This is a genomic window from Arthrobacter ginkgonis (assembly GCF_039540195.1).
Classification (GTDB): Bacteria; Actinomycetota; Actinomycetes; order Actinomycetales; family Micrococcaceae; genus Zafaria; species Zafaria ginkgonis.
On sequence record NZ_BAABEO010000002.1, the window covers coordinates 47601 to 59709 of the forward strand.

Sequence of the window (12109 nt, forward strand, 5' to 3'; positions counted from 1 at the left end):
GGCGGCACGCCCCGCCACGGGCAGGGGGCACAAGGCATGCTGAGGCTCTTCCTCCACCGGCTGGCCGTCTCCGTGCCCCTGCTGGTGCTCGTGTCCGCCGTGACCTTCATCCTCCAGGCGCTGATCCCCGGTGATCCGGCACGCACCTTGCTGGGCGTCAACGCCTCGCAGGAGCAGTACCTGGAACTGCGCCAGGCCCTGAACCTGGACGCCCCGTTCCTGACCCGCTACTGGGACTACCTCAGCGGCGTGCTGCAGGGGAACCTCGGCGAATCGATCTTCACGTCGATCCCCGTGATCACCAGCGTCCTGCAGCGGCTGCCCGTGACCCTGACGCTGATGGCGGGCTCGGCCATCCTGGCGGCCGCCATCGGGATCGTGCTCGGAGTCTGGAGCGCGACGCGCGGGCGGGCGGTCAGCAAGGCCGTCGACGCGCTGTCCATGGTCGGGTTCGCCCTGCCGAACTTCTGGCTCGGATTGGTCCTGGTGTCGATCTTCGCCATCAGCCTTCCCATCTTCCCGGCCACCGGGTTCACCAGCTTCGACGACGACCCCGCCGCCTGGCTGATGTGCCTGGTCCTGCCGTGGGCGGCCCTGGCCCTGCACGGCATCGCGGCCATCGGCAAGGTCACCCGCGACAGCATGAAGACCACGCTGGACATGGACTACATCCGGACCCTGCGGGCGGCGGGCGTGAAGCGCCGGTCGCTGGTCTGGAAACACGCCCTCAAGAACTCGGGCGTCCCGGTCCTGACCATGACCGGACTCACCATGATCCACTTCCTCTCCGGCACCGTGCTGGTCGAGAACGTCTTCGCGCTGCCGGGCCTGGGCACCCTTGCCGTGAACTCCATCAACAACCACGACACCCCGGTCACCCAGGGCGTCGTGTTGACCTTCACCGTGCTCGTCATCGTCGTCAACCTCGCCGTGGACATGGCCTACACCGTGCTGAACCCGAAAGTGCGCCTCTCATGAGCATCCAAGCCGCCTCGCCTCCCACGCCGGCCTTCCGGAAACTGCGCCAGCTCTCCGCCCTGGTGGACCTGCGGCACAACGCCGTGCCCGCGATCTCGCTGGCATTCATCCTCCTGGTCAGCCTCGCCGTCGTCCTGGCCGACGTCCTGGCGCCCTACGACCCCCTGCACCAGGACCTGCCGGCCGCCCTCTCCGGCCCCTCGGCCGCCCACTGGCTCGGGACCGACACCCTGGGCCGGGACGTGCTCAGCCGGCTCCTGCACGGCGGCCAGCCGGCGCTGGCCGGCGTCGTGCTGGCGCTGGGCGTGTTCACGGCCTGCGGGACCGCCCTGGGCATCCTGGCCGGATACCTCGGCGGCTGGGTCGACCGGTGCGTGGGCATCGTGGTGGACATGTTCATGGCCCTGCCGAACATGGTCATCATCCTGGCCGTGCTCGCGGTCTTCAGCCAGAGCCAGACCGCCTCGATGATCACCCTGGGCGTCCTCGCCTCCGGCAACCTGATCCGCATCGTCCGCAGCTCGGTCCTGGCCCTCAAGGAGGAGCTCTACGTCTCCGCCGCCGTCGTCTCCGGCCTGACGGACGCGCGCATCATGGCCCGGCACATCCTGCCGGGCCTGATCGGCCCGGTCCTGGTCCAGCTGTCCATCTTCAGCGGCGTCGCCCTGTCCGTGCAGACGGGCCTGGGGTTCCTCGGCGTCGCCAGCAAGCCGCCCGCGCCCAGCTGGGGCGGCATGGTCGGCGAGGCGGCCGAGGTCATGTCCGCCCACGGATTCTTCCTGCTGGTCACCGGCGGCATCATCACCCTCCTGACCTTTGCCTTCGGGTTCCTCGGCGACGGATTGCGCGACCTGGCGGCGGAGACCAAGAAGCAGCCCGCCGCCTCCCTCTTCCGCAAACCCGCCGCCCGCGGCGGACTTTCCGCCCTCCCGCCGGCGCCCGTCCCGGGCGCACGGCTGTCCGTCCAGGACTACTGCGTCGGCTTCCACTCCGACGGCGGGGTCAAGGAGACGGTCAGGAACCTCAACTGGGCCATCCAGCCCGGGGAGATCCTCGGGCTGGTCGGCGAATCGGGCAGCGGAAAAACGGTCACCGCCCTCAGCCTCCTGGGGCTCCTGCCCTCCAACGGGGAAGTCACCGGCGGCCGCGCCTACCTGGACGGCAAGGACATCTCCGGACTGTCCGAAACCCAATACGAGGACATCCGCGGCAAGGAGATCGGCCTCATCTCCCAGGAGCCGATGGTCGCACTGGATCCCTCCTTCACGATCGGCGACCAGCTGACCGAGGTCCTCCGCCTGCACCACAGGGAGAACAGGCAGGCCCTCAAGGCGCGGGCGCTCGACCTGCTGCACCAGGTGCAGCTGCCCCAGCCCGAAGGCCTCCTGTCGAAGTACCCCCACGAGCTCTCCGGCGGGATGATCCAGCGCGTGGTCATCGCCATCGCCCTGGCCGGCTCGCCCAAACTCCTCATCGCGGACGAACTCACCACGGCCCTGGACGTCACCGTGCAGGCGGAGATCCTGGACCTCCTGCGGGACCTGCGCGACCGCACCGGCATGTCCATCATCGTGGTCACGCACGACCTCGGCGTGGTGGCGGACCTGTGCGACCGCGTCCTGATCATGTCCCAGGGCGAGATCGTGGAGCAGGGCGGCACCGAGGACATCTTCTACTCCCCCACCCGGGACTACACGAAAAAGCTGATCAGCAGCACTCCCAACCTCGTGAAGGCGCTCTAACCATGGAACCCAACCTGCTCGCGGTCGACCGCCTGGCCGTCGACTACAAGAAACCCGGGTTGCGCAGCCGCACCCACCGGGTCATCCACGACGTCAGCTTCACCGTCGCCCGGGGCGAAACCCTCGCGCTCGTCGGGGAGTCCGGATCCGGAAAATCGACGATCGGCAAGGCCATCCTGGGCCTGGTGCCGTGCGCCGCGGGATCCGTCCAATACCAGGGCCAGGAACTCGGCGGCCTCGGCAGGAAGGCCCGGCGGGCCCTGGCCGGGCAGCTTCAGGTGATCTTCCAAAACCCGTACGGATCGCTCAACCCCGCCCTGACCATCGGCCAGATCCTGTCCGAGCCGCTCACCGCTTCCGGAAACTTCACCCGGCAGTCCGCCGGCGCGAGGATCGCCGAACTCCTCGAGCGGGTCAACATGCCCTCGGACACCGTCACCCGCTTTCCGGGCAACTTCTCCGGCGGCCAACGGCAACGCATCGCCATCGCCCGGGCCCTGGCCCTGGACCCGGCGCTGGTGATCTGCGACGAGCCGACCAGCGCCCTGGACGTTTCGACGCAGGCGTCGGTCCTGGAACTGCTCGCCGAAATCCAGGACCGGACCGGGGTCTCCTACCTCTTCATCACCCATGATCTGGCGGTGGTGCGCGAGTTCGCCCACCGGGCCATCGTCCTTGAGCAGGGAACCATCGTCGAGGAGGGACCCAGCAGGGCGCTCTGCGACGCCCCGCAGCACGTGTACACGCAAAAACTCGTGGCCGCCGCCCCGGTGCCGGACCCCCGGATCCAGCGCCAGCGCAGGGAACAGCGCCACCAATCCAGGCAGCTGGTCACCTCGGCGGCCCCCGCCCGGCCGTGACCGGGCGGTCCTCCGAAACCGACTGGACGCGCATCGGACGCACGACGCCGGCGGCACACAGGTGCCGCCGTCGTCGTGCGTCCGGCGCCGGGCGAGGGGCGCGGCGTGGGATGCACTGCGGGATGCCACATATGCACAGCGGAGGAAGGACTTGCTGGGCAGTTGCACATGGCGTGGGACACATGTGCTTGGGCATGGTTGAGGCAGCCGCTCGCGATGCCGGGACGCGGCGCGACGCACCTGTGGCCTGCCCTGACTTGGGGCGTGCCCGCACCGGTGCGCCGCGTGCATTCCGGCAAGCGGCCCGTGCCCGCCACCGATCCGTGTCAAAGGAGACCCATGATCGTCGAAGCCCCCACCGCGGTCCACCCCAGTGGCCCGCTTGCAGATGCCCAATCCCAGCTTGCCGCCGCCATCTCCACGCTCGGCTTCGAAGCCGGCCTCCACGACCTGCTGGCCAGGCCCCGCCGGGAGATGACGGTCAGCGTGCCCCTGCGCCGCGACAACGGGTCGATCGAAATCCTGACCGGACACCGCGTGCAGCACAACTTCTCCCGCGGGCCGGCCAAGGGTGGCCTGCGCTTCAGCCCCCACGTGAACATCGACGAGGTGCGGGCCCTGGCCATGTGGATGACCTGGAAATGCGCGCTGCTCGACGTCCCCTACGGCGGGGCGAAGGGCGGCATCACCATCGATCCGCGGGGCTACTCGATGGCCGAACTGGAGCGGGTCACCCGGCGCTACACCTCCGAGATCCTGCCGATCATCGGCCCCGAGCGCGACATCCCCGCACCGGACATCGGCACCGACGAGCAGACGATGGCCTGGATGATGGACACCTACTCCGTCTCCAGCGGATACACCGTCCCCGGCGTGGTGACCGGAAAGCCCGTGAGCCTCGGCGGATCCCTGGGACGGTCCAGCGCGACGTCGGCCGGCGTCGTCCACATCGCCCTTGCGGCGCTGCGGCACCTGCAGATCACCCCGTCCCGGGCCACGGCCGCGGTGCAGGGCTTCGGCAAGGTCGGCGCCGGCACCGCGCAGTTCCTCAGCGACGCCGGGGTCAAGGTCGTTGCGGTGTCCGACCAGTACGGCGCGCTGCACTCCTCCCGCGGGATCGACATCTCCGGCCTCACCGAGCACGTCGCCGCCACCGGATCGGTGGTCGGCTTTGCCGGCGCGGAGCCGCTGGCCGCCGACGAACTGCTCGAACTGGACGTCCACCTCCTGGTGCCGGCGGCCATCGAAGGGGTGCTTCACGAGGGCAACGCACCGCGCGTGCAGGCCAGGGTCGTGGTCGAGGGGGCCAACGGCCCCACCACCGCCGCGGCGGACGAGATCCTGAAGTCCAGGGACGTGCTGGTGGTGCCGGACATCCTGGCGAACGCCGGCGGTGTCATCGTGTCCTACTTCGAATGGGTGCAGTCCAATCAGGCGTATTGGTGGTCCCGGCGGGAAGTCGACGACCGGCTGGAATCCCGCATGCTCCTGGCCTGGGCCGGCGTCCTCGACACCGCCGGCACGCGGGGAATCTCGCTGCGCGAAGCCGCGATGGTGACGGCGGTTTCCCGTGTCGCCGACGCCCACCTCACCCGCGGCCTCTACCCGTAAACCCCAGCGCCGCGCCCACTTCCCGGAAAGGATCGAGATGCCACCCGCGCCAGCCCTTGAGCAACTGGAGCAACTGGACACCAACGCCCCGGCACCTTCGGCGCGGTTCGGTGCGTCCCGCACCGCCGCGGAAGACGTCGAGTGCGGGCCGTCCTGCCACTACTGCGCAGGGCCGGAAACCGACTAGGGCACGCCTCGCGCAGCACGACGGCGGCACGTGCGTGCCGCCGTCGTTCTGCGTTCTCGGTTCGGCCCGCTCAGGGCTCCCCCGGAGCGGGCGGGTGCTCGATGGTGACGGTGCCGGCGTCGCCGTCGACGCGGATCCGCTGGCCGCTGGCCAGCCGCTGGGTGGCGACTCCGGTGCCGAGCACGGCCGGGATGCCGTACTCCCGGGCCACGATGGAACTGTGGCTCAGCGGGCCGCCGACGTCGGTGACCACGGCCGAGGCCATCGCGAACAGCGGGGTCCAGGCGGGGGTGGTGATGCGGGCGACCAGGACGTCCCCGGGCACCATCAGGGCGAAATCCTGGGGCCCGGTCAGGACGCGGGCGCCAGCGCTGACCCGGCCCGCGCTGGCGCCGATGCCCTTGATGGTGTCGCCGGCCTGGTCCGGTGGGCCCGCCGGCATCATTTTCCCGAAGGCCCGCTCCATCCACCGGCTCTCCGGGAGCATCTGCGGGACGGCGGCCTTCGCCTGGCCGCGCCACAGCATCCTGCGCTCCTCGACGGCCGCGGCGCGGACGGGGCGGTCCGCTCCGGTGATGGCCACCACTGCCGGTGCCTCCGGGGCGGCGAGGCCGAACGCGACGGCGGTTTGCAGCTCCTGGTGGCGCAGCCAGAACACGTCGGCCGGCCGGGCGATGACGCCGGCATCGACCAGCCGCCGTCCGAGCTCGAGCAGCATCCGCCGCAGCAGCGGCCACGCCAACCCGACGTCGGCGAGCGCGTCCTCCCGGATCGGGGCGGCGTTCTGCGCCCACCGGAGCAACCGCATGAACGCGGCCCGACGGCGCGGCCCCAGGCGGGCGATCATTCGGCTGGTTTCTTCCTCCCTGCGGGCGGCCGACCGGCGCTGGCGCTCGTGCGGGTCCTGGCCCTGTCCCCGCAGGTAGAACTTCGCCGTGTCCAGCAGGGCCGAGGGATCGTCCGCCGGCACCGGGCTGGCGAAGTCCAGGTTGTAGACGGCATGGCCGAATCGGTCGAGGTGGTCTTGGAAGCGTGGATGCCACTGCCGCCACAGGGCCTGGTCGAAGCCGGCCGGCGGGGACCCGGTGCGCTGCGACTCGGCCAGTGAGGCCGTAGGTTCCCCGAGGATCGCCGGGGCCAGCCCGGGCACTCCGCGGGCCCAGGCCGCAAGATCGTACAGCGACTTCTCCGCCCGGATGGGTTCGCTGTCGTAGCCCAGCAGGAACGTCTGGGCCGGGGGATCTCCCTCGCGCCGAACGAACTTGCCGTAGTACGCCCCGAAGGAGATTTCGCTGGTCGCGGCGAGCGGAATGATTGACTGCACGGCCGTGTAGTACACGGTTCCGGCGTCCAGCAGCGCCTGCACGCCTTCAAGCAGTTCCGCTCCGGAGAGCTCCGCGGCGGGCTTCGCCAACCAGTCCCTGATCACCCGTTCGTACCGGGGGTGCGAATACTCCCGCCATCCGGCCACTCCCATGTGCGCCTTGCCGCGGAGCAGCGCGCGGACCGCGGTCAGCGACCTGCCCATCATCCGCCACATGCCCGAGGTCCGGTAATAGTAGTAGGCGTAGCCGTTGATGGTGGGCAGTCCCACGTCGCCCGCGCGGAGGACGTCCTTGCCGATGGCCTCCGCCATCAGGGCCCTCAGCGACCGGGACACCGAGCCGTCGATGAGGTCGGCGAACAGCGGCGAGAGCGGGTCGGGCAACTGCTCCACGATGCTCGCCCGGAAGTAGAGTCCCTTCGGGTAGGGCACCGTCCAGGTTTCCGGGGTGTCGGCTGCCGGTTCCGGCAGTGCGGTGATGGGCCGGGACTGCAGAATGAAGAACTCCCCGCCGGCCCGCGCCCACTCGATGTCCTGCGGTGTCCCGAAATGCTCCGCAATCCGTGTTCCGTAGCCGGCCAACGCGGCCGCGGCGGGATCGTCCAGGACGGGCTGACGACGGCGGGCCGCGGGCACCGGCTGCTCCCGCGTGCCGTGGTCCGCATAGACGGTCATGACCTCCTTGTCGGCCGTCAGGCGTGACAGCACCCGGCCCGTCCCCGCTTCGATGACGGCGTGGTCCGGGGTGACCGTTCCGCCGACCACAGACTCGCCCAGGCCCCACGCGGCACTGAGCACGATCTGGTCGCGGCGTCCGTTGGCCGGATTGGCGGTAAACATGACCCCGGCGGCCTCGGCTTCGACCATCCGCTGGACCACGACGGCGAGGCTGACCGTGTCCGGTCCGATCCCTTCGCGGGCCCGGTAGGCCAAGGCACGCGCCGTCCAGAGGGAGGCCCAGCAGTCGGTCACGGCCGCGGCCAGGGCCTCCGCCCCGCGGACGTTGAGGTAGGTGTCCTGTTGCCCGGCGAAGCTGGCCGTAGCGAGGTCCTCGGCGGTGGCGGAGGAGCGCACCGCCACGGCGGTGTCCCCCTTGGCTGTGTCCCCGCCCAGTCGCACGTAAGCCGCACCGAGTTCGGCCGCGACCGCGGCCGGCATGGTGCCGCCGGCGAACAGGGCGCGGATCCGCTCCGAGGCGTCCTCATGGTCCTGCGGCGGCAACGCGGCCAGTTCCTGGACCGCCGCCTCCAGGTGATTGGCCTCCACAAAGGCCGCATAGGCCGCGGTGTTCAGCACAAACCCCGGCGGGACGGGAACCCCGGCCCGGATGAGGCCGCCCAGCCCGACTCCCTTGCCGCCCGCCGCGGCAAGATCGCCTTGTCCCACATCGCCAAGGTCGTTGATGTAGGTCACGGCTGTGCGTCCGTTCTGCCCGGCACCGGGCCGTCGTCGTTGGGCCTGATCCCCCACATGGTGGCACGCCGGGAGCCAAGAATCCATGGTGGTGAGGGGCCTCGCAGCGAAGGCGCGCCTTCAGGAACCTCGGGACATCTTGACCACTATGTGAGACTGGCATCTTGGCATATGAGACGAAGGATTAGGCTCGCCCCATGGATTCCAACCTCGCCGTTGCCCCGTTCGTGACCTTCGACTGGTATGCGGCCCACCGCGACCAGGTGGTGCTCGTCGATGCCCGGTGGTATCTGGACGGCTCCTCGGGCCTGGAGGCCTACCGGCAGGGGCACCTGCCCCGGGCGGTGTTCGTGGACCTGGACCGCTGGCTTTCCGGGCCCGCCTCGCCGGAGACGGGCAGGAACCCGCTACCGGACCCGCAGGTCTTTGCCCGGGGCATGAGGGAAGCGGGCATCAACGAGGCGGACACCGTCGTCGCCTACGACGACGCCGGCGGAGTCATCGCCGCCCGGCTCGTCTGGATGCTGCGGGCGACCGGGCATGCGGCCGCGGTGCTCGACGGCGGCATGTCCGCCTACACCGGCAGCCTCGAGGCCACTGCGCCGCCCCGAAAGCCCGGAACCTTCACTCCCGTTCCCTGGCCGGCCGAACGGCTGGCCGACATTGCCGCAACGGCCGCCGGGACGGCCACGGTCGTCGATGCCAGGAACAGGGACCGCTACCAGGGACGGCAGGATCCGGTCGATCCCCGGCCCGGACACATTCCCGGCGCCCTCAACATCCCGTGCAGGGAAAACCTCGACCCGGCCGGACGCCTCCTGCCCCGGCCCCGGCTGCGCGAGCACTTCGAACGGGCCGGCATCGATTCAGCCGGGAATCTCGTCAGCTACTGCGGCTCCGGCGTCACCGCCTGCCACAACCTGCTCGTGCTCGAACACCTGGGGCTGGGCCACGGCAGGCTGTTCGTGGGCGGCTGGTCCCAGTACGGACACCGGAGCGACCTTCCCGTGGAAACCGCCTCCCCGTCCGGCGCGTAGGCCGCTTCCCGCCACGATCCGTCCTGCTTCGCGGTCCAGAACGGCGCTTCGGCTGGCTCGCCTGAATCTAGCCGGCGAGCTTCTTGAGCAGTTCGACGGCGACCGGGCCGGCGGAAGCGGGGTTCTGGCCCGTGACGAGGTTCCGGTCGATCTCCACGTGCGGGGCGAACGCCTCGCCCGTTTTCACGGTCAGGCCCGCCGCATTCAACCGGTCCTCGAGCAGCCACCGCGCCTTGTCCGCTTTCCCGCCCTTCCGTTCTTCGGCGTTGCTGAAGGCGGTGACGCGGTACCCGGCGTAGGCGTTGGCGCCGCCGTCGGACACGGCCGCCAGCAGGGCGGCCGGACCGTGGCAGACGATGCCCGTGGGCAGGCCGGTCTCCAGCGCCTGCCGCAGGATCCGCCCGGCCGCCCCGTCCACCGCGAGGTCCTCCATGGGCCCGTGGCCTCCCGGAACATAAACGGCGTCGAAGTCATCGAGGCGGACCGCCTCCAGGTCCAGCGGCTCCTGGAACTCCGGAGCGGAGGAGACCACGGCCTTGACCCGCTCGGCGTTCTCGGGGCCGCCGTTCGCCCGCGGCGACAGGCTGGCGTGGTCAACCGGCGGGCGGACCCCTCCCGGAGTGGCCACGGCGACCTGGTGCCCTTCGGCCTTGAACTTCTCATAGGGGATGACGGCCTCGTCCGCCCAGTAGCCGGTGGGGTGCGTGGTGCCATCCGCCAGCGTCCAGTGGTCGGCTCCGGTCATCAAAAACAGGATCTTCGACATGATCTTCCCTCCGGTAGCGCGGCGCGCGCCGCGGCAGGCTGGTGGCTAGGGGCGGGCCCCTCCGACGGACCCGCCCGCCAATACCCATGAGTCGAGCACCATGATAATTCCGCTGGCCACGGGCCGGCAGGAGCACGGCTGGAAGGGGCACGGCCGACCCGGTCAGCGCACATACTCGAAGTGCCATGCCTCGGCGTACGGGCTGCCCTCCTCCAGGTCCTTGCGGTGGACCCAGCCGTAGGCGGCGGAGTTCCGCTTCAGCCACTTGTAGTACCTGCCGCGGAAGGAGTAGTCGTACGTCTCGGGGAAGTCGATGGCGAAACCCCACCCGTGGTTGCTGGTGCCCGGCCGCGCCGCGATGTACGGGCCGAGTTCGCGGTAGAGGCACTCCTGGGTTCCGCGGGTGCGGTAGGTCAGGTCGATGTCCAGGTTGGTGCCGAACCTCGTCCTGAACGCGTTGTTCAGCCGCGTCAGGTCGCCCAGCGCGGGACCGGCAACAAGGTTCCGCCCCGGATCCCACGGGATCGCCACCAGGGCCTTGGCACTGAGCTTCCCGTTGGCCATCCCGCGGATGCGGGCCGAACTGTACCGCTTGCCCCAGACGGACGGGGAAGGGCTGGTGGCGCGGAGCGCACTGGCCCGCACCCAGCCGACCATCCCGGCGGCGCGCACCAGTCTCCAGCCGGGGGTGGCCCCGTACTTGGCCTCCAGCGCGGCGTCGTGCCAGGCGACGACGCCGGCGGGCAGGTCCCCCGCCATGACCGCCCCGTTGGGTATGTGGCGCAGCACGGTCCCCGCCTTGCGGGTGAAGTGGCGGGCCGATTCGGGCAGGCCGTTGCGGTTCGAGGTGTACGTGGGGTCATCCAGGGACTTGAGCCGGACGTACTTGTTGGAAACGTACGCTGTCCTGTCCTTGTAGCGGAGCCGGATCCACCCGTTCCCGGCGGTGCCGGCGGCCTTGAAGATCTTGCCCTTCGGGAAGCGGCCCAGGATCCGCGCGGAGGTGCCCGCACCCGCACGGATGTTCAGCCCCGTGAGCGTCTGGTACTTCAGGTTCTTCTTCAACCCCGCCGCGGCCTCGGAGGCCGCCGCCAGGCCCGCCCCGCCCAGGGCGGCCGCCGCGGCGGCGCTTCCGGCCAGGCGCAGGAGCGCGCGCCGGGTCAGGGTGTCGGTGGAATCGGTCGCATGGGGCATGCTTGACAACGTTAGTGGAAATGTTGCCAAGCGCCGCGAAACGCGCCAAGACTTGGAACATGCCGCCGCAGCGCGACCCGCCTCGCGGCGCGGCGGTCAGTCCCGCAGCTCCGCGATCAAGCCTGCAGCGCGGCGGCCAGCGCCGCGGCGGCGTTCTGCGCGGCGGCGACGGCCCGGCCGAACCCGGAGGCCGGAATGCGCCCGCTCGGATAGGTGATGCCGATGGCGAACTCCACCGCGCCGCCGGCGCCGCGGACCGGGACGGCGAGCGCGCTGACCCCGGATTCGACCTCGCCGTCCTGGAAGGAGTATCCGAGGCTGCGGACCTCGTCGAGCACCGCGGAGAGTTCCTCGACCGATTCGGCCCGGCCGCGTTCGAAGCCTTCCGGGAAGAGTTCGGCGAGCGCGCCGGCGTCGAGGTCCGCCAGCAGCGCCTTGCCCATGGCGCTCAGGTAGGCGGGCTGGGAGTGCCCGGAGCGGTCGCCCACGCGCAGTAGGTGGGGGCTCTCGACGGACAGCAGCGTGACGGCCATCCCCTGCTCCAGCGCGGCGAGGTGGACCGTCTCCTGGGTGGCCTCCACCAGATCCTCGAGCACGGGACGGGCGATTTCCAGGATGCGGGCGCGGGAGTTGCGCAGGCGGCGGATGGCCGGGCCCGCGGCATAGGCCTTGGATTCGGGGTCCTGCTCGGCGAAGCCGTAGTGCGCCAGCATCTGCAGGAGGCGGTGGGCCGTGGAGGGGGCGACGCCCAGCAGGGTGCTGGCCTCGCCGATCCGGAGGCCGCCACTGCGCTCGGCCACCAGCAGGAGCAGGCGGAGCGCCTTGTCCACGGAGCCGATCGGATACGCCGGCGCTTCGCGCTCGCCTTGCTTGGTCATGGTTCTTTATACCAGAACCGCATCCCAGAAATGCTTGACGCACCTCCGCCCGCCAACCCATAATTCTGTAAGACAGAAAATGTATCTGCATTGCAGAAGAAGCCCTCACGATAGGAGCG

General features: G+C 70.4%; 10 protein-coding genes. 6 read left to right on the plus strand and 4 right to left on the minus strand.

Annotated elements, in window-relative coordinates; all coding sequences use genetic code 11:
• Positions 1 to 36: 36 nt before the first annotated feature.
• The 5 genes from ABD912_RS01090 (at position 37) to ABD912_RS01110 (ending at position 5378) form a co-directional block, all read left to right on the plus strand.
• Entirely contained in the window at positions 37 to 978 is a 942-nt protein-coding gene (locus tag ABD912_RS01090) for an ABC transporter permease (RefSeq protein WP_345147827.1), read from the plus strand.
• Complete coding sequence (locus tag ABD912_RS01095) at positions 975 to 2720, plus strand: dipeptide/oligopeptide/nickel ABC transporter permease/ATP-binding protein (protein ID WP_345147828.1); 1746 nt, start codon at positions 975 to 977, stop codon at positions 2718 to 2720. Before ABD912_RS01090 ends, ABD912_RS01095 begins: the two co-directional genes overlap by 4 nt.
• Positions 2721 to 2722: 2 nt before the next feature.
• On the plus strand, positions 2723 to 3580 hold the full coding sequence (locus tag ABD912_RS01100) for an ABC transporter ATP-binding protein (RefSeq protein ID WP_345147829.1): 858 nt from the start codon (positions 2723 to 2725) through the stop codon (positions 3578 to 3580).
• Between the two features lie 339 nt (positions 3581 to 3919).
• Entirely contained in the window at positions 3920 to 5191 is a 1272-nt protein-coding gene (locus ABD912_RS01105) for a Glu/Leu/Phe/Val family dehydrogenase (RefSeq protein WP_345147830.1), read from the plus strand.
• Between the two features lie 37 nt (positions 5192 to 5228).
• Positions 5229 to 5378, plus strand: coding sequence for a hypothetical protein (locus ABD912_RS01110; protein ID WP_345147831.1), 150 nt, complete (start codon positions 5229 to 5231; stop codon positions 5376 to 5378).
• A 70-nt stretch (positions 5379 to 5448) separates the two neighbouring features.
• Here the strand turns inward: ABD912_RS01110 and ABD912_RS01115 are convergent, their stop codons facing one another.
• Positions 5449 to 8115: a PEP/pyruvate-binding domain-containing protein gene (locus tag ABD912_RS01115; RefSeq protein WP_345147832.1), complete on the minus strand. Its 2667-nt coding sequence runs from the start codon at positions 8113 to 8115 to the stop codon at positions 5449 to 5451.
• Positions 8116 to 8312: 197 nt separating this feature from the next.
• On the opposite strand from ABD912_RS01115, the gene ABD912_RS01120 reads away from it, so the two are divergent.
• Positions 8313 to 9152, plus strand: coding sequence for a sulfurtransferase (locus tag ABD912_RS01120; protein WP_345147834.1), 840 nt, complete (start codon positions 8313 to 8315; stop codon positions 9150 to 9152).
• Between the two features lie 67 nt (positions 9153 to 9219).
• Here ABD912_RS01120 and ABD912_RS01125 read toward each other — a convergent pair whose 3' ends face one another.
• The 3 genes from ABD912_RS01125 to ABD912_RS01135 form a co-directional block, all read right to left on the minus strand.
• The gene (locus ABD912_RS01125; protein ID WP_345147836.1) at positions 9220 to 9918 is read right to left on the minus strand and encodes a type 1 glutamine amidotransferase domain-containing protein; all 699 of its coding nucleotides are present in this window, start codon (positions 9916 to 9918) and stop codon (positions 9220 to 9222) included.
• Between the two features lie 162 nt (positions 9919 to 10080).
• On the minus strand, positions 10081 to 11112 hold the full coding sequence (locus ABD912_RS01130) for an SH3 domain-containing protein (RefSeq protein ID WP_345147838.1): 1032 nt from the start codon (positions 11110 to 11112) through the stop codon (positions 10081 to 10083).
• A 116-nt stretch (positions 11113 to 11228) separates the two neighbouring features.
• Entirely contained in the window at positions 11229 to 11990 is a 762-nt protein-coding gene (locus ABD912_RS01135) for an IclR family transcriptional regulator (RefSeq protein WP_345147839.1), read from the minus strand.
• Between the last annotated feature and the right edge of the window lie 119 nt (positions 11991 to 12109).